The following is a 22,218-nucleotide window of genomic DNA, read 5'->3' on the forward strand; positions in this document are numbered from 1 at the left end:
ATCCGCCTTAGCCCCGTCATGTTCCATTAATATTGGGTTTTGCAGAGTCCGGATACTCGCGGAAAACGGGGCATCATAGTAAAGCGCACGGGGTTGAGACCCTCTCTCGGCTGGCGTGTCCTTCAGTTCCATGAACCCTCGCTGTTCTGCCATCGAATTATACCACGCCCTCACGTGTTTCTGAGCCACCGCCGCTGACATTCCACGGGGAAACAGCCGAATGAACGACCAATCGCCGCTGCGCCTTGACGCACCCCTGCTCAATGCGCGCTTGACGCCTGGGGGATTCCAAGAAACGCGAACGCTTTTCAGGCGGCGCCTGTTCATGGCGACGCTGACGCTGGCGACCATCGCCGGACTGCTTTACGTGCTCGGCCGCGTCATGGGCAGCGATGGCTGGACGTGGCTGGATGTGGGCATCTTCACCGCCTTCGCGCTCTCGACCCCGTGGACCGTGATGGGCTTCTGGAATGCCATCATCGGCTTCTGCCTTTTGCATTTCTCCAAGGACCCGCTGGCGGCCGTCAGCCCTTTTGCCGACATCCCGGATGAGACCGGGCCGATCGCGCTGCGCACCGCCGTCCTGATGACGCTGCGCAACGAAGACCCGGCGCGCGCCTTCGTGCGGCTGCGCATCATGAAGGAGAGCCTGGAGCGCACCGGCGAGGATAGCCGCTTCGATTTCTACGTGCTGAGCGACACCGACATCCCCGCCGTCGCGGCGGAGGAAGAGCGCCTGTTCGCCGAATGGGAAGCCGAATTCGCCGATGCGAGCCGCACCGCCTATCGCCGCCGCACCCGCAATGACGGCTACAAGGCCGGCAATCTGCGCGACTTTCTCGAGCGCTGGGGCGGCGCCTACGACCTGATGCTGCCGCTCGACGCCGACAGCCTGATGTCGGGCGCCGAAATGGTGAAGCTCGTCCGCATCATGCAGACCCATCCGCGCCTCGGCATCCTGCAGAGCCTCGTCACCGGCGCGCCTTCGACCAGCGCTTTCGCGCGCATCTTCCAGTTCGGCATGCGGCACGGCATGCGCTCCTACACCATGGGCAACGCCTGGTGGAACGCCGATTGCGGGCCCTATTGGGGACATAACGCCGTCATCCGCGTCGCCCCCTTTGCCCGCTTCTGCGAATTGCCGCTTCTGCCCGGCAAGCCGCCGCTCGGCGGCTGCGTGCTCAGCCACGACCAGATCGAGGCGACCTTGATGCGCGCCGCCAATTACGAAGTGCGCGTGCTGCCGGTCGAGGGCGAGAGCTGGGAGGAGAACCCGCCCACCCTGCTCGATTTCACCAAGCGCGACCTGCGCTGGTGCCAGGGCAACATGCAATATTGGCGGCTGGTCGGGCTGCCGGGCCTCCTGCCACTGAGCCGCTTCCAGATCGCCATGGGCATCTTCATGTACATCGCCCCGCTGGCCTGGACGGTGATGATCGCCCTGTCGGTCGCCAAGGTGTTCGACCCGGAAATCGGGCCGAAGGAGATCGAGCTCGGCATCGCGCTGTTCGCCGGCTCCTTCCTGATGAGCATCACGCCGAAGATCGCGGGGATGCTGGATGCCGCCTTCACGCCGGGCGCCATCACGCGCTATGGCGGGCCGCTGCGCTTCCTCGCCAGCAGCCTGACCGAGATCGTGTTCTCGATCATGCTGTCGCCGATCGCCGCCATCCGCCTCTCCATCTTCATGGTCAGCCTCTTGTTCGGGCGCAGCGTGATCTGGAGCGGCCAGCAGCGCGACACGCATGGCCTGAGCTGGGCAACCGCCTTTGCCGGCCTGTGGCCGCAGACGCTGTTCGGCCTAGTCATCCTCGGCATCCTCGGCTGGAAAGCGCCGGGCGTGCTGATCTGGGCCCTGCCGCTCCTGTCGGGCCTCGTCTTCGCCGCGCCCTTCGCGGTGCTGACCGCCTCGCCGCGCGTCGGCCGCTTCATGGTGCGGATCGGCCTCTGCGCCATCCCCGAGGAACGCGAGACGCCGCGCGATCTGGGCCGCCTCACCGGCCCGGATCTGAAGCTGGGCGGTCCCGACATGCCGGCCGGTCCCTCCGGTGACCTCGCTCCCGCCGCCGCGAGCAGCTAGAGCGATGGGGCCAGCGCCGACCCGCTTCGTGCGTCTGCGGCGGTCGCTTCGCGGCGCGGCGGGCATCGCCCGCTCGCTGCGGATCTATTACGCCAATCCCGTGCATCGCCGCAAAATGGTGGCGCTGTACGGGACCATGGTGGCCAAGGGCGATCTGGTCTTCGACATCGGCTCGCATGTCGGCGACCGCATCGGCGCCTTCCGTAGCCTGGGCGCCCGCGTCATCGCCGCCGAGCCGCAGCCGGCCGCCTTCCGCTGGCTGCGGCTGCGCTACGGCCGCGACCGGCAGGTCACGCTGCTGCAGCGCGCCGTCGGCGATGCGCCCGGCACGGTGACCTTCCATGTCAATACCGCCAATCCGACCGTCTCGACGGCCTCGCTCGGCTTCATGGACGCCGCGCGCGGCGCCGAGGGCTGGGAGGGCCAGAACTGGGACGAGACCATCTCCGTCCCCGCCGTCACGCTCGACGAGCTGATCGCCCAGCATGGCGAGCCCGCTTTCGTCAAGATCGACGTCGAGGGTTTTGAGCTGCATGTGCTGAAGGGCCTGAGCCGCGCTTTGCCGAAACTGTCCTTCGAGTTCACCACCATCCAGCGCGACGTCGCCTTCGGCTGCATCGACCGGCTGAGCGCGCTCGGGGCTTACCGCTTCAACGCCGCGCTCGGCGAAAGCCAGAAGCTGGAATTCGCCGATGGCGTCAGCGCGGAGGAGATGCGCGCCTTCATCCGCGCCCTGCCCCACAGCGCCAATTCCGGCGACATCTACGCCCATCTCGCGCGCTGAGCCCGTCGGCTCGGAGCGATCATATTCAGCGCCTTAAAGCGCCGCGGCCTTGCCCGCTCCCATGGAGACCTTCGCGTATCTCCTGGGCCTCTCCTCTCGTCGTCCCGGACGGCCGTCAGGCCGAGCCGGGACCCAATCCTATTTCCGCTATTGCTGCGGCAAGGTGAGAGGCGAGTAGGCCCCGGCTCTGACGGCCGGGGCGACGGAGTAAATTGCCGGGTTTTGTAAGGTTGCGTGCGGTTCTACGCCTCCGGCTTTTGCCCGAAAAACCGCGAGATCCATTTCCAGGCCCCGCCCAGCGCCAGCACGATCACCACCCAGCCCTTCTTCAGGACGGCCAGCGCGAGGACCAGGAGGCCGGCCTTGCTCGCGGCCTTTCCGGCGATCAGCGCGCCGATGCCATAGGCCGCGACCGTGTCCGTGCCCGGCAGGTAATCCTCGTAGCGCGCGCCGACGGTGAATTCGGGCATGGCGAGGACCGTCGGAATGACCGCCTTGATCTCGGCGAGCTGTTCCATGCCGCCGACGAAGCGCATCTCCAGGACGCCCTTGCGGCCCAGCGCCCGCACGTCATAGTTCAGCGTATGCGCAGGCGTGCCGCCGAACTCGATCTCCTTGGCCCAATGCAGCTTATGCGTCGCCGGGTCGTAATAGGGAGGCGAGGCCCAGCCGACGAGGCGAACCGAGGGGAAGCCCTGCTTCACCCGCTCCTGGCTGCTCTCGACGGAGGCGTCCTGCATCTGCTTGAGCAGCTCGTCATAATTGATGCTGGCGGCGTCCGCGTCGGAGACATAGCCGTCCGCCTCGAATCTGACGATGGCGCCCCAGCCATCTTCGACCGGCGTCCTGCTCGAGGGCAGGACCATGCCGAGCACCCCGTCGCCGGCCCCGGGCGGATTGCCCCAGGCGTCGACGATGACGCGCCGGGAATGCTCGGGCGAAAGGTAATAGAAGCCGCGCGGCACGTTGAGCCGCACGCCGCTGTCGCCCAGCGTCACGGCGCCGTCCTGATAGTCCAGGCTTTCGAGGAATTGCTGGAGCTCGGGGTTTTCATATTTTCGCAGGCCGAACAGATCTTGGAACGGCCTCGCTTCCGCGCCCGCCGCCGAAAACGCAATGATGGCCGTAGCGGCCAGAACTCTCATCTTCACGTTGTCACCTCGATGAATACACGCGGGCAAGCAATGCGGAACTACTCTTCGGCTCAATCGAGACAAGGCGGCGCGCGGGTCCCCCCTCATCCTTGCCCCGTTCAGCGCCTGCTTGCTTAAATTGCTGACGGGCATGAGAAATTCTCGTCATGCCGCGATTAAGCTGGAGAATGTCTTGGGCGTCATATTATGAGGCTGGAGTGACGCGGCCAACCCCGGAAGGCCCGGCAAAGCCGGCTCGGGCAAACTTGCTGCACGAGCGCGCCTTCCGGGGCACAGTGCGAGCCGCGAGCCGGGATGCGAGAGTGCGGATGCAACGCGTTGACCCTTGCCGGAGCCACCCGTCCTCAAGGGGAGAGCCTTTAAAGGCACGGGCGGCGATCCCGGACCGTTCGCTCGATCGTGAGCGCAGAAACGCAAATGCCATCCCCGCTCGCGCGGAGATGGCAAAAATCAGAGCCAACGGCACTGCGCCCGGCGCAAAACCCTATTGCGACTTGGGAACCTGCGGCCCGGTCGGGGCCGGGGCGGCGGGGGGCGCCGAGGGGATCAGCGGGCTGAGCTTGGGCAGGCCGCCGTCGCTCGCCGGAGCGGGGGCGTTGCTGGCGGGCTGGCCGCCCGGATCGAGGATGGAGCTGGGGCCGCGGCTGCTGCTGGCCATCACGGCGAGCAGGATGCTGGTGCCGAAGAAAGCGGCCGCGAGCACGGCGGTCACGCGGGTGAGAAGATTGGCGGCGCCGCGCCCCGTCATGAAGCCGCCGCCACCGCCGCCGATGCCGAGCGCGCCGCCTTCGGAGCGTTGAATCAGAACGACGGCCACCAGGGCCGCTGCGATCATCAGATGGAGTACGAGTATGACCGTCGTCATGTGTCTTCTTCTATTTGCGGAATTTGGTGCGGTGTACAGCATTTCACCGGCGATGACCAGAGATTAGGGCCGGCGGCGCGTTTTTCCAGCCCTAGACGGCAAATCGATCCTGGCGGCCCCTGAACAGGCAGGATTCACCGTGTCGGCAGGTCCTTGCGGGCGCCGAGCTGCACGGCGCTGGCGTTGGTCGGGCGCTTGCCGGGCGATTTGACGATCTCGGTGGAATTCGGCTCGTCGGCCTCCGGCATGGCGAGGGCCGGCGGCGGCTGCAGGGCGGCCTTGGCCGGCGCCGGGCGCGTCCCGTTGCGCTCGGGCACGGGCGGCGCGCCGAGCCCTCCGGCCTCGCCCTCATCGTCGTCCTCGTCCTTCTCTTCCGGCTCGGCCACTGCGGCGATCTTCTCGCAGCGGAATTTGATCTGCTCGAAGACGTCGAGATAGCGCTTCACCAGATTGAGATCGGCCGGTTTGAGATTGACCTTGGCCCAGTCCGCGCCGCGTTCGAAATTCTTGTCGGCGCCCAAGGTCGCCAGCGACTGGCGCTCCGTGCGCAGGCGGTTGCAGGTCTCCTCATCGAGCGGATGGGCGCCGGCGCCGCGCGGCGCGGCCGCCAAAAAGGTCACCGCAAAGCCGAGGAGCAGCGACGGAAGAGGTCGCGAGAGCGGACGCAAGAGCATGTGAACACCTAAATCTAGAACCCGTAATCTCACCCGGCCCATGGCGAAAAGCCTATGCGGGCGAGCGGGACGGCGCGGCCCCCGCCGCGATGATCGCCAGAAAGTCCCGGGCCTTGAGACTGGCCCCCCCGACCAGTGCGCCATCGACGCCCTCGATTGTCAACAGCTCGGCTGCATTATCGGGTTTCACCGAGCCGCCGTAAAGGATGCGCGTCGCCCCGGCAATATCGGCGCCGGCGAGGCGCGCGAGTTCGGCGCGGATGAATTGATGCACTTCGGCGACATCGGCCAGCGTCGGCGTCAGGCCGGTGCCGATGGCCCAGACCGGCTCATAGGCGATGACCGTATTGGCCGCCGTCGCGGCCTTGGGCAGCGAGCCCGCCAATTGCCGCCCGATCACCGGCAGCGTCAGGCCGAGCCGGCGCTCGCCGGCGGTCTCGCCGATGCAGATGATGGCGGTGAGGCCCGCCGCATGGGCGGCCTCGGCCTTGGCCCGCACGTCCTGGTCGCGCTCGCCATGGCCGGAGCGGCGCTCGGAATGGCCGACGATGACGGCGACGGCGCCGCTATCGGCCAGCATCGGTGCGGACAGATCGCCGGTGAAGGCGCCGGACGCCTTGATGTGGCAATCCTGCGCGCCGATGGCGACGGGCGTATGCTTGACCCGCGCAGCCGCCGCCGCGAGCAGCGTGGCGGGCGGGCAGACCATCACATCGACGCCCTGGCCGAAGCCTCCCTCGCTTACGCCCTCGCGCAAGGCGTCGAGTTCGGCGAGTGACGCGGCCACCCCGTTCATTTTCCAATTGCCGGCAATGAGCGGCCTGATCTCAGCCATTGATTTCCCCGCCTTTCGGCCTTGACTTTATGTTCGCCGCAGACTTGATCTAATTCCAAGACAATTTTCAGGCAAGCGCCGCGGACCTTCGCCGTCCGCCAGCGCATCATTGCCCATAGCTGGTATGGAAACGATAAAAACATGTTGAACGCTCTGAGAAAAAGTGCGGGGAGCTGGGTCGTCAAGGGCCTGCTCGGCATTCTTGTCATCAGCTTCGCCGTTTGGGGCGTCGCCGATATTTTTCGCATGGGCGGGCAGACCCATCTGGCCGAAGTCGGCGGCCGGACGATCTCGCCGCAGGAATTCCAGCGCGACTATCAGAACCAGATCGCCATGGTCAGCAATCAGCTCGGCCGGCAATTGACCAGCCAGGAAGCGCGCAGCTATGGCCTCGGCCAGCGCGTGCTCGAAAACCTGATCGGCACCACCGCCATCGACATCCATGCCGATGCGCTCAAGCTCGGCATCTCCGACACCGCCGTCGCCGATGCCATCAAGGCGGAGCCGTCCTTCCAGGGCGCCAATGGCAGTTTCGACCCGCAGCGCTTCCAGGAGGTGCTGCGCAATATCGGCATGAGCGAGCCGGGCTTCGTCAATCTGCAGCGCGAGGAGATGATCCGCCAGCAGGTGGTCAGCGCGCTCGGCCGCGGCGCCTTCGTGCCCAAGACGCTGCTCGACGCCGTCAACCACTACCGCAATGACGAGCGGGTGCTGAAATATTTCGTGCTGCCGCCGTCGTCCGTCGGCGAGGTGACGCCGCCGGACGATGCCGCGCTCACCAGCTATTACGAGGACAACAAGACCAGCTACACGGCGCCTGAGATCCGCAAGATCGGCGTGCTGCTGCTGACGCCGGACGCCATCAAGGACACCATTTCGCTGACCGATGACGACGTCAAGGCGGCCTATGAGGCGACCAAGGCCAGCTATTCGACGCCCGAGCGCCGCACCATCCAGCAGATCATCTTCAAGGACATGGCCGCCGCCCGCGAGGGCGCCGACAAGCTCGCCAAGGGCACCGATTTCCTGGCGCTCGGCAAAGAGCTCGGCCTGAAGGACAGCGACATGTCGCTCGGCACCTTCGCCAAGTCGCAGCTCGCCGACAAGAAGCTGGCGGAGGCCGCCTTCTCCGTGACGCTCGACAAGCCGAGCGCGCCGGTCGACAGCTTTTCGCCGGTCATCGTCCGCGTCACTAAGATCGAGCCGGGTTCGGAAAAGACGTTCGACGAGGTCAAGGACAAGGTGCGCGACACGCTCGCCAAGAGCCGGGCGGCCCAGGAGATCGCCAAGCTTTACGACGCGGTCGAGGATGAGCGCGCCAACGGCTCCAAGGCCTCGGAGGCGGCGCAGAAGCTGCATCTGAATTACGCCGAATACAGCTTCGACAGCCGCGGCATCGGCCCGGACGGCAAGCCCGCCGATCCGGCGGTGGCGACGCGCGACATCGTCAATCTCGCCTTCCAGAGCGATGTCGGCGTCGAGAACAATCCGGTGACGCTCGGCGACGGCTACGCCTTCGTCGACGTGCATGAGATCACGCCGCAGCGGCAAAAGCCCTTCGAGGAGGTCAAGGATCAGGTGAAGGCCGCCTGGATCCAGGACGAGACGCGCAAGCGCGTCCGCGCCAAGGCCGACGATCTGGTCGAGAAGGCCCGCATTTCCGGCATCGACGCCGTCGCCGCCGAGGCCAAGGCGACCGTCGTGACCACGCCGCCGGTGAAGCGCGAGACCGCGCCGCAGGGTCTGCCGCGCACCGCCGTTTCGCTCGCCTTCACCTTGCCCAAGGACGGCGTCGGCACCGTGCAGATGCCCGACCGGCTCAGCCAGGCCATCCTGCAGGTGACCGAGACCACCTCGGCCGGCCCGCTCGACGAGGCCCAGGCCAAGACGCTGGGCGACGAACTGCGCCGCAGCCTTGGTGTGGATATTCTGACCGAATATGTCGGCGGGTTGCAAAAGAGCTATGGCGTGCAGATCAACCAGAACGCTATAGCCTCCATCATCGGACAATAATCCCGGCAGCAACAGGCGCGGACGCCTCCTGTCCGCGCGGCTCCCCATCACAGGCGCGTTCCATGCGGCTCTATCCCGGTTTCGAAGACTTTGCCGAGACATATGATCGAGGCGAGCCGCAAGCGGTTTGGACGCGCCTCGTCGCCGATCTCGAAACGCCGGTTTCGGCCATGCTGAAGCTCGGCGCCGACCGGCCGATGAGCTTTCTGCTGGAATCGGTCGAGGGCGGCGCGGTGCGCGGGCGCTATTCCGTGCTCGGCTTCGATCCGGACATCGTCTGGCGCGCCGAGGGCGACGCGGCCGAGATCAACCGCTCGCCAGGCAAGTCGCCGAACAAATTCACCAAATGCAAGGGCGGCACGCTGGCCTCGCTGCGCGAGCTGCTCGCCGAATCCCGCATGGAGCTGCCCGCCAGCCTGCCGCCGATGGCGCTCGGCGTGTTCGGCTATATGGGCTACGACACGGTGCGGCTGATCGAGAGCCTGCCCGAGCCCAATCCCGACCCCATCGGCATTCCCGACGCGGTGCTGATCCGACCGACCGTGATGGCGATCTTCGACAATGTGAAGGACGAGATTTTCGTCGTCACGCCGGTGCGCCCGCAGAAGCGGCAGACGGCGAAAACCGCCTGGTCCCGCGCCGTCGACCGGCTCTCCGCCGTGGTCGATGCGCTGGACGCCCCGCTCGCCCATTCCGCCGCGCCGAACGGGGCGAGCCTAGCCGTGCCGCAGGCGACCTCCAACACCACGCCCCGCCAATATGAGACCATGGTGAAGAAGGCGAAGGAGTACATCGCGGCGGGCGACGTGTTCCAGGTGGTGCTGAGCCAGCGCTTTTCCGCGCCCTTCGACCTGCCGCCCTTCGCGCTCTACCGCGCCCTGCGCCGGGTCAACCCCTCGCCATTCCTCTATTATCTCAATTTTGGGGACTATGCGGTGGCCGGATCGAGCCCGGAAATCCTGGTGCGGGTGCGCGGCGGCCAGGTGACCATCCGCCCGATCGCCGGCACCAGGCGGCGCGGCGAGACGCCGGAAGAGGACAAATGGCTGGCCGAGGACCTGCTCTCCGACGAGAAGGAGCGCTCCGAACACCTGATGCTGCTCGATCTCGGCCGCAACGATGTCGGCCGCGTCGCCAAGATCGGCACGGTGAAGGTGACCGACAGCTTCTTCCTGGAATATTACAGCCAGGTCATGCACATCGTCTCCAACGTCATCGGCGAATTGTCCGAGGAGCATGATGCCGTCGGCGCGCTGATGGCGGGCTTTCCGGCCGGCACGGTGTCGGGCGCGCCGAAGGTGCGGGCGATGGAGATCATCGACGAGCTGGAGAAGGAAAAGCGCGGGCTTTACGCGGGCTGCGTGGGCTATTTCTCCGCGACCGGGGAAATGGATAGCTGCATCGTGCTGCGCACGTCGCTGATCAAGGACGGGACGATGTATGTTCAGGCCGGCGCCGGGATCGTCGCGGATTCGATACCGGCCAGCGAGCAGCGCGAGTGCGAGGTCAAGGCCATGGCGCTGTTCCGCGCGGCGGAAGAGGCGGTCCGGTTTGCGAGCGAGGCGAGGCGGGGGCAGTAGGCTAACCGGCTTTGTCGGAGCCAATTAGCCCTTCAACATCCGTTTTGTAATGAAGCCTCCAATAAGCGTTGAGATGATCGACGCGATGATATCCTTGAGTAGATCATCGGCAGGAAAAGGCAGAGCACGAAATAGCTTTCGATGAAAGGATGCGATTTCTTCAAGCTCTTGGGGCGTTTCTAGCTCGTTAATACCATAATACGATGCCAAAATTGAAGTCGTTGCCACGAATAGAAAGAACACAAAAATCACGTTTTGCGAAAAACCAATAAGAAGCATGTGCCAGTTTTGAGATGTTACTTGGCGGGTATCCCACCACGTAAGGACCAGCATCGGAAGAATGACAGTTGTTAACAATAATAATCCGTAAGAAAATCCGGTCTCACGTGCGTTGCAAATAACCGCGATTATTAATAGCGCAAAAAATACGATTGAGATCTGAGATGAGTCTAGATTAAGCCCCTTGCGGTGTATTGTCAAAGACGCTTCCATGTCGGCAGAAAATGACGATGCTGCGATTTTACCATAAATATTGGCTTAGTGCCAAGAAGCGTATTCCATAATGCGAAGACAAATCGACGGGCGGCAGCCGTCGATGCCCTTTCGACCAATGCTGGCGCCACGCCCTACGCACATTGGACACACCACAAACCCCGAACACTCCCCTTTCGGCTGACACCACCCCTTTCCGCCGGGCCGTTGCTTCGCCGCCGTGGTATAAATGCATCTGTATTCTTCAATTGATATTCTTGGAGATATAGATGCCCGATTCCCAAGCACAATCGTCCAAAAGCAAGATCGCCTGGCTCGCCGACGGGGTTATTCTGTCGCTGATGTTCAGCATCGTCTCGCTGGCGGTCAGCCTGATGCAATCGTCCAGCCAGGAGAAAGAGGAGCAGGCGCGCAATGCCTTCAGGATTTGCGAGACATTTCTGACATCGGAGGTGCTGACCAAAAGCCACGGCAATGTGCGGCGGGCGCTGCCGCTGCTGCGCCAATATGACGACCTCGCCCCGCTTCTCAGTCAGGCGGAATGGGCGGCCCTGAAGAACGATCTGTTGATCTCGGTCAATTACCTGGACGCCGCGGCCAAGCTGATCAATTCCAAGACCGTCGATACCGGCATATCCGAACATTGCCTCAAGTCGTTCATGGAAGGCTATGCCCAGATCATCAAGAAACACGGCAAGCCCAAGCAGGACGGGTTCTGCCCGCAAGACGCGCTGATTTGCGATCTGCAGCAATTCGACCAGCTCGCGCAATTCGTGAAGGAGCATGAACCCAAGCCGCCGGCAAGGGTCGCCAAGAAGGGCGAATGAGGCGCGCTGGCTTCCGCGTGAAGGGGGATGTGTTCGTCGCGATTGCTCCATATGATGCTACGGCGACCGCTCAACGCCCACACGCGAAGCTGACCCATGCTCACCCTGACCCTTTTCCGCCACGCCAAATCGAGCTGGGCGGAGCCGTCGATGCCCGATTTCGACCGCCCGCTCGCCCCGCGCGGCGAAGAGGCCGCGCCCCGCATGGGCGCATTCCTCGCCGGGCGCGGCCTCGTCCCCGATCTCATCCTCTGCTCGACCGCGCGGCGCACCCGCGAAACCCACGATCTGGCTTTCGCCGCCCTGCCCCGCCCGGAAACGCAATTCCTCGACGCCATCTACCATGCCACCGTCCCGGCCCTCCTCGCCATCATCCGCGCCGCGCCCGCCGACACCCGCCACCTCATGCTGATCGGCCATAATCCGGGCCTCCAGGCCCTGGCGCTGAAGCTGATCGGCGGCGGCGATCCCGATGGCCGGCGCGAAATTGCCCACAAATTTCCCTCGGCCGCCATCGCCGCGATGAGCTTCGACGCGGCGGGCTGGTCCGCCGTCCAGCCGGGCGGCGGGCACCTCCTGTTTTTCATGGCGCCAAGGCAGCTTCCGGCGCCCTTGAGCGGAAGCCGCTCATAATTCCTGCGCTTTCCTCTGGACGCCCGCGCCTAATTTTGCTGTTCTCTCCGGCACGGCGGAGGCGAGTTATGATCACGCTCATCGATAATTACGACAGCTTTACCTACAACCTCGTTCACTATCTCGGCGATCTGGGCGTGGCCTGCCGCGTTTATCGCAATGACAAGATCTCGGCCGAGGCCGTGCTGGCCGAGGAGCCGCGCGCCATCGTGCTCTCGCCCGGCCCCTGTTCGCCCGTCGAAGCCGGAATCTGCCTCGAGCTGATCGAGAAAAACGACGGCCGGGTGCCGCTACTCGGCGTGTGCCTCGGCCATCAGGCCATCGGCCATGCCTATGGCGGCAAGGTCATCCGTGCGCCCAAGCTGATGCACGGCAAGGTCTCGACCATCTACAATTCCAGTGAGGGCATCTTCCAGGGCCTGCCGACCGAATTCGGCGCCACCCGCTATCACTCGCTGCTGGTCGAGGAAAAGTCCCTGCCCTCCTCGCTGCGCATCACCGCCAGCACTTCGGACGGGCTCATCATGGCGCTGCAGCACCGCAGCCAGCCGGTCTTCGGCGTGCAGTTCCACCCGGAAAGCATCGCCTCCTCCTATGGCCACGCCATGCTGGCGAATTTCCTGCGCATGGCCCGCATCAACTGGCGCCCGATCAAGGAAAACCTCGATCTGCCGCGCACCGTCATGACCGGCACCTCGCCGGAGGCGATGCGATGACCACCGACGACGCGGCCGCCCGCTTCCGGCCGCATTTCGAGACGGTCGCATCCGGCGGCCGTTTGAGCGAGGAGGACGCCGCCAGCGCCTTCGACGCCATCATGGAAGGCGGCGTGCCGGAAATGCAGCTCGCGGGCTTCCTGGTCGCCATGCGCGCGCGCGGCGAGACGGTGGACGAGATCGCGGGCGCGGTGCGCTCGATGCGCGGCAAGATGCGCAAGATCGCCGGTCCTGCCGGCGCCATCGACGTGGTCGGCACCGGCGGCGACGCCAAGGGCACCTTCAACGTCTCGACCGCCACCTCCTTCGTCGTGGCGGGCCTCGGTGTGCCCGTCGCCAAGCACGGCAACCGGGCGGTGTCGTCCCGGTCCGGCGCCGCCGATGTGCTCGAACATCTCGGCATCAACCTCGCCATGACGCCGGAGGAAGCCGAGCGCAGGCTTGCCGAAACCGGCATCGCCTTCCTGTTCGCGCCGACCTATCATTCCGCCATGCGCCACGCCGCGCCCGTGCGCGCCGGCCTGAAGCTGCGCACCATCTTCAACCTGCTCGGGCCGCTGTCCAATCCCGCCGGCACCAAGCGCCAGCTCATCGGCGTCTTCTCGGAAGTCTGGATCGAGCCGCTGGCCGAAGTGATGCGGCGCCTTGGCGCGGAACATGTCTGGGTCATGCATGGCGCGGACGGGCTGGACGAGCTGTCCACCACCGGCGTCTCGAAGGTCGTCGAGCTGAAGGACGGCAAGCTGCGCCAATTCGAGGTGACGCCGGAACAGGCTGGTCTCGCCCGGGTTACGCTGGAAGGACTGATCTGCGGCGCCCCCGCCGAAAGCGCGGCCTCGATCCTGGCCTTGCTCGACGGGCAGAAAGGGCCGTTCCGCGACATCGTCCTGCTCAACGCCGCGGCGGCTTTGATCGTCGCCGGCAAGGCTGAAAGCTTGGCCGAGGGCGCCGAACTGGCCGCCGCCTCCATCGACGAGGGCAAGGCGGCGGCGGCGCTCAAGCGGCTGATCGCGCGAGGCAAGACGTAACCTCATGACGACAATCCTGGCACAGATCGCCCGCTACAAGCGCGAGGAAATCGCGGCGGCCAAGGCCAAGATCCCGCTCGCCGAGATCGAGCGGATGGCCGGGGATGCCCCCAATGTCCGCCCCTTCGCCGCCACCGTAATGGCCTGTGCCGAGGAAGGCCGCTACGCCCTCATCGCCGAAATCAAGAAAGCCAGCCCCTCGCGCGGCCTGATCCGCGAGGATTTCGACCCGGCCTCGCTCGCGTTGGCCTATGCCGCGGGCGGCGCGGCCTGTCTCTCGGTCCTGACCGACGGCCCCTCCTTCCACGGCGATGACGAGCATCTGCTCGCCGCCCGCGAAGTCTGCGCCCTCCCCGTGCTGCGCAAGGATTTCATGCTCGACCCCTATCAGGTGCCGCAATCGCGCGCGCTCGGGGCCGATTGCATCCTCATCATCATGGCCGCCGTCGACGATTTCCTCGCCATGGAACTGGCCGGCGCGGCGAACGCCTGGGGCATGGATGTGCTCGCCGAAGTCCACAATGAGGACGAGCTGGACCGCGCGCTCAGCCTTCCCACCTCCTTGATCGGCATTAACAATCGCGACCTGAAGACTTTTGAGACCTCGCTCGGCGTCACCGAAAGGCTGATGCCGCTGATCCCGCGCGGCCGCCTCACCGTCAGCGAAAGCGGCATCTTCACCCATGCCGACATCCAGCGTCTCGCCGGAGCCGGCGCGCACGCCTTCTTGGTCGGCGAAAGCCTGATGCGCCAGCCCGATGTCGCGGGCGCGACGCGTCTGCTGCTGGCCGGCGAAGGCGCGCCCAAAACCTCGCCCGCAGCCTATCGCGAGGCGTCAGCGTGACCTCCAGCCTCTCCCATATCAACGAGCGGGGCGAGGCGAACATGGTCGATGTCTCGGACAAGGCCGTCACCGCCCGCTCCGCCATCGCCGAGGGTTTCGTGGTGATGCAGCCGGAAACGCTGGCGCTGATCCGCGAAGGTGCCGCCGCCAAGGGCGACGTGCTGGCGACCGCCCGCATCGCCGGCATCATGGCCGCCAAGCGCACCCACGAGCTGATCCCGCTCTGCCATCCGCTCGCCATCACCAAGGTCACGGTCGATTTCGAGGAAACCGCGACGCCTCCGGGCCTGCGTGTCGAAGCGCTGGTCAAGGTCAGCGGCCAGACCGGCGTCGAAATGGAAGCGCTGACGGCTGTTTCGGTCGCCTGCCTGACCATCTACGACATGCTGAAAGCCGCCGACAAGGCGATGCATTTCGAAGGCATCCGCGTCATCGAGAAATCCGGCGGCCGCTCCGGCACATACAAGGCCAAGGGGCGCTAACATGCTGTCCGTCGCCGAAGCCCTGGCGCTGGTCGTCGCGGAGGCGAATCCGCTCCCCGCTGAAGACGTGCCGCTCGCCGAAGCCCATGAGCGCGTTCTGGCCGAAGATCTCGCCGCGCGCCTGACCCAGCCGCCCTTCCGCTCCTCCGCCATGGACGGCTACGCCGCCCGGCAAGCCGACCTCACCGCCCTGCCCGCGCGCCTGCGCCTGATCGGCGAATCCGCCGCCGGGCACCCGTTCCACGGCCAGGTCGGGCCCGGCGAGACCGTACGCATCTTCACCGGCGCGGAAGTCCCCGACGGCGCGGATTACATCATCATCCAGGAAAATGTCAGCGCTCTCGGCGGCAGCGTCGACATCCATGAGCTGAGCAGCGGCGAGTCGATCCGCGCCGAAGGCAGCGATTTCAGCCTGGGGCAAGTGCTGCTGCGCGCCGGAAAGCGCCTGTCCGCGCGCGATCTGATGCTCGCCGCGCAAATGAACCACGCCGTGCTGCCGCTGCGTCGGCGTCCGAGGGTCGCCATCCTCGCCTCGGGCGACGAGCTGGTCCGCCCCGGCGAGACGCCCGGCGCGGGCCAGATCATTTCCTCGATCCCCTATGCGCTCGCCGCCATGCTGCGCAAGGCCGGAGCCGACCCCATCCCGCTCGGCATCGCCCGCGACACCCAGCAAAGCCTTGCCGAGCACATCGCCGCCGCCGGAGACGCCGACATCCTCGTCACCATCGGCGGCGCCTCGGTCGGCGACCATGACCTCGTGCGCGGCGCGCTGGAGAGCGCGGGCTACGGCATCGCTTTCCACAAGGTCGCCATCCGCCCCGGCAAGCCGCTGATGTCGGGCGCGCGCGGGCGCCAGCGCGTCATCGGCCTGCCCGGAAACCCCGTTTCGGCGGCGGTCTGCGCCCAGATCTTCCTGTTGCCGCTGATCGCTGCCCTGCTGGGCGAAAACCCGATCTCGCCCACGCCGGCCGAGTTGCCGCTCGCCGCGCCCCTCCCCGAAAACGGCCCGCGCCAGCATTATATGCGCGCCCGTTACGTCTCCCGCCTTGCCGAGAGCGCCGTCGAAGCGCTCGGCCAGCAGGACAGCGCGCTCGTCGCGACGCTTGCCGCCGCCGATTGCCTGATCGTGCGGCCGCCCTTCGCGCCCGCCGCGCATGCAGGTGATTTCGTACAGGTCCTGCCGCTTTAACCGATGGAAAATCTCTCCTGCTGTAAAAAGCGTCAAAGCGGCCCTCGAATCGCTTGCGGAACACAACTAGAACAAGTATAGATGTTCCTGCTTTGTACAACCGGGTCTTGAGGGCGGCCGCATCGCCCCGCCGTCCCCTTCGAGGAACCATAATGCTCACGCCCAAGCAGAAAGAGCTTCTCCTCTTCATCAATGAGCGGCTGAAGGAATCCGGGGTGCCGCCCTCCTATGATGAAATGAAGGAAGCGCTCGATCTGCGCTCCAAATCGGGCATCCACCGGCTGATCACCGCCCTCGAGGAGCGCGGCTTCATCCGCCGCCTGCCCCACCGGGCAAGAGCGCTGGAGATCATCAAGCTGCCGGAAATGGCGCAATCCAGCTTCAAACCGGCCGCCAGCCGGGGCTTTTCGCCATCGGTCATCGAGGGCAGCGGGCGGCGAGGGTTTAGCGAGGATCCCGACGGCGGCGGCTATGCCTCGGGCGTGCCCGTGATGGGCCGAATCGCGGCGGGCGTGCCGCGCTCGGCCATCGAGAATCACAGCCATACCATCAACGTCCCCGAGGACATCCTCTCCCCCGGAGAGCATTTCGCGCTTGAGGTGAAAGGCGATTCGATGATCGACGCCGGCATCCTCGACGGCGACACCGTCGTCATCAAGAAAACCGACACCGCCACCAATGGCGACATCGTCGTCGCCCTGGTCGACGAGGAGGAGGCGACCTTGAAGCGCTTCCGCCGCAAGGGCCAGTCCGTGGCGCTGGAAGCCGCCAACCCCGCCTACGAGACCCGCATCTTCGGCCCCGACCGCATCCGCATCCAGGGCAAACTGGTCGGCCTGCTGCGCCGCTACTGAGCGGCGTGCCCGCCCCAGCCGTCGTCCCGGCGCCGCAAAGCGGCGAGCCGGGATCCAATGGCCGATCCGCGAGCACTGCCGAAGCGATGAACCAAGAGCTTGAAAAGATTAACCGTTTCGAAATCCCCGCGAAGGCGGGGATCCAGTATTCACAAACTCGAAATTGGCTTTCTGCCAAACCGCTTACGTTGCGGCGTACTGGATCCCCGCCTTCGCGGGGATTTCGTTTTTAGCAATTGGCAGCTCGATCCAATCTCCCATCGGGTCCCGGGTCTGACGGCACGGATGGATGCCACGCCGCGGATCGGCCCCGAAGGCCACCCCCCGCATCCGGGAGACAAACCGGTCGCCCCGCCGCGCCGCTACCGAAACGGCGTTGCCCGCCCCGGCCGTCGTCCCGGACGCCGCGAAGCGGCGAGCCGGGACCCATTGGCTGATCCGCGCATGCTGCGGCAAGCGGCGATGCGAGTGGGCCCCGGCTCTGACGGCCGGGGCGACGGATGAGGCGGAGGTTGTGCCCAAATTGGGCAGCCACCGCGAGGCCGATGCAACTTGCGGAAACGCCCCAGCTTTTTGTCATCCCCGCGAGGCGTGGATCCAGTAAAGGACAAAGTTGATGTCGGGCAAAGCCTTGCCATGAATGCTGCGGCGGACTGGAGCCCCGCATTCGCGGGGATTTCGTCTTAGCAATGGGGGCCATCAAATCTCACCCCAATCGGGCAGGCCCCGGTGCTGACGGCGAAGGCGAATCACGGCGGATGCCCCGCCGCCGATCGGCCCCGCCTGCACCTGCATCCAGGGCAGGCCGGTCGGCCTGCCGCCCCGCTACTGAGACGGCGTGCCCGCCCCGGCCGTCGTCCCGGACGCCGCGAAGCGGCGAGCCGGGACCCATTGGCTGATCCGCGAGCGCTGCGGCAAGCGGTGATGCGAGTGGGCCCCGGCTCTGACGGCCGGGGCGACGGATGAGGCGGAGGTTGTGCCGAAGTGGGCAGCCACCGCGAGGCCGATGCAACTTGCGGAAACGCCCCAGCTTTTTGTCATCCCCGCGAGGCGGGGATCCAGTAAAGGGCAAAGTTGATGTCGGGCAATGCCTTGCCATGAATGCTGCTGAGTACTGGATCCCCGCTTTCGCGGAATCGACGACTGTGGGGTCGGCAACGCGCCTTCCGACCTTCCGGCGCTGTATGAAGCGCTTCCACTTTCCGGGCCACGCCCTATCCGCGCCGCGTGCAGCGTTTCCGCGCCGTTGGGCTCGCCTCCCCTCAGCCGGCACCCATTACCGCATATCCACACCCTCGACCGCCGCCGTCGCCTCGCCCCCCTCCGGCTCCGGCTCCTGATCCGGCGCGACGGCCGGGATCGTCTGCCGCCGCCGGTATCCGATCGCCCAGGGCCGCCGCCCCCGATCCTCCGCGACCGTGCGCACGCTGATCCGCCCCTCCCCGACCCGCAGCGTCTGCGCGCCGCCCTCGCGCAGATCGCGGCTGTCGATCACCAGCTCCGGCTGGGTGCAGCCCGCCGGCAACGGAAAATCGGCGATCAAAATCGCCGCCCGCCGGCAATCATCCGCCAGCGCGGACGGGTGGCTGACATGGCTGATGAGCTTCCCCTTCACCAGCGCTATGCAGCTCTGCCCGTCGCACTGAAAAAGCTTCGACCCGCGCGCCGCCTTGGCCGGGCGCAGATCGCCATCCGCCTCCATCCAGCGCTCCAGACTATAGGTCGCCTTGCGGCTGTCACCCGTCGCGATCAGCCCCTTGGCGTCGCGGATGGCGACGATCTTGCCCTCGCGCTCGATCCAGATGTCCGGCCGCTCGCCGAACGGCGCCAGCGCCAGTCCCGCCCCGACCGCCGCGAGCCCGGCCCAGCGCCACCGCCCGCGCCAGGCGACCAGCCACAGCCCGCCGAACATCATCAGCGGCAGCGCCCCTTCGGCAAAGCTCGGCACGCCGATCGCCGCGCCCGGCAGCCCCGCCGTGAAGGCGGCGACGCCAAGCATGCCCTCGATGCCCTTGTCCATCGCCATCAGCGGCCAATAGTCCAGCCCGAACGGCATGGCGACCAGCGCGACGAGCGCCATCGGCATGACCAAGAGCGACACGAACGGCGTCGACAGCACATTGCCGATGACGGAATAGGTGGCGAGACGGTGGAAATGATAGGCGGCGAGCGGATCGACGGCGGCGCTCGCCAGCAAGGTCGTCATCGCCGCATCGACCACCAGCATCAGCGGCACCGCCACGAGCCCGGGCCAGCCGTCGAAGAAGCGGAATGCGGGCCGCGCCTCATAGAAGGCGATCAGCGCGGCGGTCGCGGCGAAGGACATCTGGAAGCCGGCATCGGTCAGGCTCTGCGGCAGCACGATCAGGATCAGAAGCGCGGAAAAGGCCAGATTGCGCTGGCTGATCGCCGGACGGTTGAGGATGACGGCGATGAAGATGATGGCGATCATGATATAGGAGCGTACCGCCGTCACCGCCGAGCCGGAGATCGCCAGATAGAGGCTGGCGACGATCAGCGCGCCGACCGCCGCCCAGATCTTGATCGGAAAGCGCAGCGCGATCGCCGGGAAGAGTGCCAGCAGCGCCCGGATCAGCCAGAACATCGCGCCCGCCGTCAGCGCCATATGCAGGCCGGAGATCGAAATCACATGCGCGAGCCCCGAGTCGCGCAATTGCTGCCAGGCCTTTTCCGAGATCTGGCCGCCCTCCCCCATGATGAGCGCCTTGGCGATGGCGCCGCGATCGCCGCTCAGCGCTGCGCCGACGCGCGCGGCAATGGCATGGCGCAGCCGCTCCAGCGGCGCGCGGAGGCGCAAATCCCAGGGCGCCGGACCGGCGCCGGCCAGCGGCTCGATCTTGCCGGTGACATAGCCGCTGGCGCCAAAACCGGAGAACCAGTAATAGCGGCCGAAATCGAAGCCGCCGGGCATGGTCGGCTCGGGCGGCGGCATCAGCGTCGCGCGCAGGCGCACGGCGTCGCCGGTCTCGGGCGGCGCGCCCTTGCCGCGCTGGCTGATGCGGACCCGGCCGGGCATCGCCTCGGGCGCGAGGCCGTTGATGCGCACCGGCCGGATGGTCAGCCGCACGCGCTTCTCCTGCATCTCGGCCCGCTCGACCCAGCCTTCGAGCTCGACATAGCGCAAGGTCCGCTGCAAGGCGGGCGCATCGACGGCGAGCGCATGGAGCTTTGCATTCAGGAAGCCGAATGCGACCATCAGCACCGTGCTGCTGACGATCAGCCGGAAGGTGGTCAGCCGAAAGAACAGCCGCAGCGCGATGGCGATCATGGCGGCGGCGATGGCGAGCGCGAGCGGCGGCTCGTCCGGCGCGCCCAGATAGAGCGCGATGCCGAGGCCGAACAGCACCGGCAGCCACAGGAACCAGCGTCCCCGCTCGGCATCGAGCGCCGCCTCAAGCCGCCCGAGCACGCCCGGCGTCTGGGGCGGGGCCGCCCAGCCAAAACCGCCCGGCGGCGGCGCGGCCACGCTGCCCATCGCCGCTTCGCTCAGTGACATCGCCGAAAGCCCGCCTTACGCACGCGGCGTCCCTATGCTAAACCGGCGGCAAATCGATTGCCCTTCATTCTGACTTATGGAACTTGCGCTATGCCCGGTAAAGTCGTGACGCGCTTTGCGCCCTCCCCGACAGGGTTCCTACATATAGGCGGCGCCCGCACGGCGCTGTTCAACTGGCTCTACGCCAAGGCGACCGGCGGCCAATTCCTCCTGCGCATCGAAGACACCGACCGCACCCGCTCCACCGATGCCGCCGTCGAGGCAATTCTGGACGGCCTGCGCTGGCTGGAGCTGAATTGGGACGGCGAGCCGGTGTTCCAGTTCGCCCGCATGGACCGCCATGCCGAGATCGCGCGCCAGCTCCTGGCCGAGGGCAAGGCCTATCGCTGCTATGCGACGCCGGAGGAGCTGGAGGCGATGCGCGAGAAGGCGCGCGCCGAGGGCCGCTCTCCTGTCTATGACGGGCGCTGGCGCGACCGGGACCCGTCCGAGGCGCCGAAGGACGCGCCCTTCGCCGTGCGCTTCAAGGCGCCGAACGAGGGCGAGACCGTGGTCGACGACAAGGTGCAGGGGCGCGTCACCTTCCCCAACAAGGATCTCGACGACCTCATCATCCTGCGCAGCGACGGCACCCCGACCTATAATCTGTCCGTCGTCGTCGACGATCACGACATGGGCGTCACCCATATCATCCGCGGCGACGACCATCTGACCAATGCCGCCCGCCAGTCGCAGATCTATGCCGCGCTCGGCTGGGACATCCCGGTTTTCGGCCATATTCCGCTGATCCATGGGCCGGACGGGGCAAAAATGTCGAAGCGCCACGGCGCGCTCGGCGTCGGCGCCTATCGCGAAATGGGCTATCTGCCAGCCGCGATGCGCAATTATCTGGCCCGGCTCGGCTGGAGCCACGGCGATGACGAGATCTTTTCGACCGCCCAGATGATCGAATGGTTCGGCACTGACGCGCTCGGCAAATCCCCCTCGCGCTTCGATTTCGCCAAGCTGGAAAACCTCAACGGCCATTATATCCGCGCGGCGAGCGACGCCGAGCTGATCGCCGCCCTGCGCGATCTGCTGCCGCATCTGCCGGCGGACAAGTCCCTGCCCGCAAACCTCAGCGATGAGGACTGGCGCAGGCTCGAGCTGGCCATGCCGGGGCTGAAGGAGCGGGCCAAGACGCTGGTCGAGCTGATCGACGGCGCGCGCTTCCTGTTCGCCAAACGGCCGCTCAAGATCGAGGAAAAAGCCGCCAAGCTGCTCAATCCGGAGGCCCGCGCCCGGCTAGCCGCCTTCCATGATTCGCTGCTCGGGCTCAACGACTGGTCGGCGGCCGGCATCGAAGCCGCCGCCCGCGCCCAGGCTGAGGCCCTCGGCATCAAGCTCGGCGACCTCGCCCAGCCATTGCGCGCTGCACTCACCGGCCGCACGGTTTCGCCCGGAATCTTCGACGTGCTGTTCGTTCTCGGCCGCGAGGAAGCGCTGGGCCGCATCGAGGACCAGGCCGCGCCTGTCAAGACCGCCGAATAGCGGCCTTGTTTTTGCACGATTTTCCGAGAAAATTCGCGGGGACGGAGGTCTCGTTCATGTGAGCTTCAGCTCCCCCTTGCGCGCGGCACGAAAACGGACCATTTTATATTGCGTTGCAAAA

Annotated in this window: 19 protein-coding genes; 13 read left to right on the top strand and 6 right to left on the bottom strand. The window is 66.2% G+C overall.

The window, feature by feature from the left end:
- Window positions 1-220 precede the first annotated feature (220 nt).
- Together mdoH and BLEFHOIH_RS00255 are read left to right on the top strand one after the other, a co-directional pair.
- On the top strand, window positions 221-2,080 hold the full coding sequence (mdoH, locus tag BLEFHOIH_RS00250; protein WP_088342488.1) for a glucans biosynthesis glucosyltransferase MdoH: 1,860 nt from the start codon (window positions 221-223) through the stop codon (window positions 2,078-2,080).
- A 4-nt stretch (window positions 2,081-2,084) separates the two neighbouring features.
- Window positions 2,085-2,864, top strand: a complete 780-nt coding sequence (locus tag BLEFHOIH_RS00255) for an FkbM family methyltransferase (protein ID WP_088342489.1) — start codon at window positions 2,085-2,087, stop codon at window positions 2,862-2,864.
- A 242-nt stretch (window positions 2,865-3,106) separates the two neighbouring features.
- On the opposite strand, the gene BLEFHOIH_RS00260 is transcribed toward BLEFHOIH_RS00255, so the two are convergent.
- The 4 genes from BLEFHOIH_RS00260 to tpiA form a co-directional block, all read right to left on the bottom strand.
- Complete coding sequence (locus BLEFHOIH_RS00260) at window positions 3,107-4,009, bottom strand: DUF2167 domain-containing protein (RefSeq protein ID WP_088342637.1); 903 nt, start codon at window positions 4,007-4,009, stop codon at window positions 3,107-3,109.
- A gap of 493 nt (window positions 4,010-4,502) precedes the next feature.
- Entirely contained in the window at window positions 4,503-4,883 is a 381-nt protein-coding gene (gene secG / locus BLEFHOIH_RS00265) for a preprotein translocase subunit SecG (protein ID WP_088342490.1), read from the bottom strand.
- 134 nt (window positions 4,884-5,017) lie between these two features.
- Window positions 5,018-5,557: a hypothetical protein gene (locus BLEFHOIH_RS00270; RefSeq protein WP_088342491.1), complete on the bottom strand. Its 540-nt coding sequence runs from the start codon at window positions 5,555-5,557 to the stop codon at window positions 5,018-5,020.
- Window positions 5,558-5,609: 52 nt separating this feature from the next.
- On the bottom strand, window positions 5,610-6,392 hold the full coding sequence (gene tpiA, locus BLEFHOIH_RS00275; protein WP_088342492.1) for a triose-phosphate isomerase: 783 nt from the start codon (window positions 6,390-6,392) through the stop codon (window positions 5,610-5,612).
- Between the two features lie 141 nt (window positions 6,393-6,533).
- On the opposite strand from tpiA, the gene BLEFHOIH_RS00280 reads away from it, so the two are divergent.
- Both BLEFHOIH_RS00280 and trpE read left to right on the top strand, forming a co-directional pair.
- The gene (locus BLEFHOIH_RS00280; protein ID WP_088342493.1) at window positions 6,534-8,405 is read left to right on the top strand and encodes a SurA N-terminal domain-containing protein; all 1,872 of its coding nucleotides are present in this window, start codon (window positions 6,534-6,536) and stop codon (window positions 8,403-8,405) included.
- A gap of 62 nt (window positions 8,406-8,467) precedes the next feature.
- A complete protein-coding gene (trpE, locus tag BLEFHOIH_RS00285) occupies window positions 8,468-9,985 on the top strand; it encodes an anthranilate synthase component I (RefSeq protein ID WP_088342494.1) in 1,518 nt (505 codons plus the stop codon).
- Between the two features lie 24 nt (window positions 9,986-10,009).
- Here trpE and BLEFHOIH_RS00290 read toward each other — a convergent pair whose 3' ends face one another.
- Window positions 10,010-10,465: a hypothetical protein gene (locus BLEFHOIH_RS00290; RefSeq protein ID WP_125461518.1), complete on the bottom strand. Its 456-nt coding sequence runs from the start codon at window positions 10,463-10,465 to the stop codon at window positions 10,010-10,012.
- 281 nt (window positions 10,466-10,746) lie between these two features.
- Here BLEFHOIH_RS00290 and BLEFHOIH_RS00295 point away from each other — a divergent pair, with 281 nt between their 5' ends.
- The 8 genes from BLEFHOIH_RS00295 (at window position 10,747) to lexA (ending at window position 17,050) form a co-directional block, all read left to right on the top strand.
- Window positions 10,747-11,304, top strand: coding sequence for a hypothetical protein (locus BLEFHOIH_RS00295; RefSeq protein ID WP_088342496.1), 558 nt, complete (start codon window positions 10,747-10,749; stop codon window positions 11,302-11,304).
- 96 nt (window positions 11,305-11,400) lie between these two features.
- Complete coding sequence (locus BLEFHOIH_RS00300) at window positions 11,401-11,937, top strand: histidine phosphatase family protein (RefSeq protein ID WP_088342497.1); 537 nt, start codon at window positions 11,401-11,403, stop codon at window positions 11,935-11,937.
- Between the two features lie 68 nt (window positions 11,938-12,005).
- The gene (locus tag BLEFHOIH_RS00305; protein ID WP_088342498.1) at window positions 12,006-12,653 is read left to right on the top strand and encodes an aminodeoxychorismate/anthranilate synthase component II; all 648 of its coding nucleotides are present in this window, start codon (window positions 12,006-12,008) and stop codon (window positions 12,651-12,653) included.
- Window positions 12,650-13,681, top strand: coding sequence for an anthranilate phosphoribosyltransferase (gene trpD, locus BLEFHOIH_RS00310; protein WP_088342499.1), 1,032 nt, complete (start codon window positions 12,650-12,652; stop codon window positions 13,679-13,681). Before BLEFHOIH_RS00305 ends, trpD begins: the two co-directional genes overlap by 4 nt.
- 4 nt (window positions 13,682-13,685) lie before the next feature.
- Complete coding sequence (gene trpC, locus BLEFHOIH_RS00315) at window positions 13,686-14,525, top strand: indole-3-glycerol phosphate synthase TrpC (RefSeq protein WP_088342500.1); 840 nt, start codon at window positions 13,686-13,688, stop codon at window positions 14,523-14,525.
- Window positions 14,522-15,007 (top strand): cyclic pyranopterin monophosphate synthase MoaC, encoded by a 486-nt coding sequence (gene moaC / locus BLEFHOIH_RS00320; protein ID WP_280950399.1) that lies wholly within the window; start codon window positions 14,522-14,524, stop codon window positions 15,005-15,007. The genes trpC and moaC overlap by 4 nt, the downstream gene beginning before the upstream one ends.
- Window position 15,008: 1 nt before the next feature.
- Window positions 15,009-16,196, top strand: coding sequence for a gephyrin-like molybdotransferase Glp (gene glp, locus BLEFHOIH_RS00325; RefSeq protein WP_088342501.1), 1,188 nt, complete (start codon window positions 15,009-15,011; stop codon window positions 16,194-16,196).
- A 152-nt stretch (window positions 16,197-16,348) separates the two neighbouring features.
- Window positions 16,349-17,050 carry a transcriptional repressor LexA gene (gene lexA / locus BLEFHOIH_RS00330; RefSeq protein ID WP_088342502.1) on the top strand — a complete coding sequence of 234 codons (702 nt, stop codon included), beginning with the start codon at window positions 16,349-16,351 and terminating at the stop codon, window positions 17,048-17,050.
- A 1,276-nt stretch (window positions 17,051-18,326) separates the two neighbouring features.
- On the opposite strand, the gene BLEFHOIH_RS27465 is transcribed toward lexA, so the two are convergent.
- The gene (locus BLEFHOIH_RS27465; RefSeq protein ID WP_088342504.1) at window positions 18,327-20,567 is read right to left on the bottom strand and encodes a ComEC/Rec2 family competence protein; all 2,241 of its coding nucleotides are present in this window, start codon (window positions 20,565-20,567) and stop codon (window positions 18,327-18,329) included.
- Between the two features lie 90 nt (window positions 20,568-20,657).
- Between BLEFHOIH_RS27465 and gltX the strand changes: the two genes are divergently transcribed.
- Window positions 20,658-22,097 carry a glutamate--tRNA ligase gene (gltX, locus tag BLEFHOIH_RS00345; RefSeq protein WP_088342505.1) on the top strand — a complete coding sequence of 480 codons (1,440 nt, stop codon included), beginning with the start codon at window positions 20,658-20,660 and terminating at the stop codon, window positions 22,095-22,097.
- Window positions 22,098-22,218: the final 121 nt, after the last annotated feature.

Origin of the sequence: Rhodomicrobium sp. R_RK_3, assembly GCF_002198715.1 — a bacterium.
In the GTDB taxonomy this organism is placed as follows: Bacteria; Pseudomonadota; Alphaproteobacteria; order Rhizobiales; family Rhodomicrobiaceae; genus R-RK-3.

Coding starts and splice junctions, on each gene's coding strand:
- gltX (WP_088342505.1), top strand. CDS start 20,658: ATGCCCGGTAAAGTCGTGACGCGCTTTGCGCCCTCCCCGACAGGGTTC.
- BLEFHOIH_RS27465 (WP_088342504.1), bottom strand. CDS start 20,567: ATGTCACTGAGCGAAGCGGCGATGGGCAGCGTGGCCGCGCCGCCGCCG.
- lexA (WP_088342502.1), top strand. CDS start 16,349: ATGCTCACGCCCAAGCAGAAAGAGCTTCTCCTCTTCATCAATGAGCGG.
- BLEFHOIH_RS00280 (WP_088342493.1), top strand. CDS start 6,534: ATGTTGAACGCTCTGAGAAAAAGTGCGGGGAGCTGGGTCGTCAAGGGC.
- trpC (WP_088342500.1), top strand. CDS start 13,686: ATGACGACAATCCTGGCACAGATCGCCCGCTACAAGCGCGAGGAAATC.
- BLEFHOIH_RS00295 (WP_088342496.1), top strand. CDS start 10,747: ATGCCCGATTCCCAAGCACAATCGTCCAAAAGCAAGATCGCCTGGCTC.
- BLEFHOIH_RS00260 (WP_088342637.1), bottom strand. CDS start 4,009: ATGAGAGTTCTGGCCGCTACGGCCATCATTGCGTTTTCGGCGGCGGGC.
- tpiA (WP_088342492.1), bottom strand. CDS start 6,392: ATGGCTGAGATCAGGCCGCTCATTGCCGGCAATTGGAAAATGAACGGG.
- glp (WP_088342501.1), top strand. CDS start 15,009: ATGCTGTCCGTCGCCGAAGCCCTGGCGCTGGTCGTCGCGGAGGCGAAT.
- BLEFHOIH_RS00305 (WP_088342498.1), top strand. CDS start 12,006: ATGATCACGCTCATCGATAATTACGACAGCTTTACCTACAACCTCGTT.
- BLEFHOIH_RS00270 (WP_088342491.1), bottom strand. CDS start 5,557: ATGCTCTTGCGTCCGCTCTCGCGACCTCTTCCGTCGCTGCTCCTCGGC.
- trpD (WP_088342499.1), top strand. CDS start 12,650: ATGACCACCGACGACGCGGCCGCCCGCTTCCGGCCGCATTTCGAGACG.
- BLEFHOIH_RS00255 (WP_088342489.1), top strand. CDS start 2,085: ATGGGGCCAGCGCCGACCCGCTTCGTGCGTCTGCGGCGGTCGCTTCGC.
- mdoH (WP_088342488.1), top strand. CDS start 221: ATGAACGACCAATCGCCGCTGCGCCTTGACGCACCCCTGCTCAATGCG.
- trpE (WP_088342494.1), top strand. CDS start 8,468: ATGCGGCTCTATCCCGGTTTCGAAGACTTTGCCGAGACATATGATCGA.
- secG (WP_088342490.1), bottom strand. CDS start 4,883: ATGACGACGGTCATACTCGTACTCCATCTGATGATCGCAGCGGCCCTG.
- BLEFHOIH_RS00300 (WP_088342497.1), top strand. CDS start 11,401: ATGCTCACCCTGACCCTTTTCCGCCACGCCAAATCGAGCTGGGCGGAG.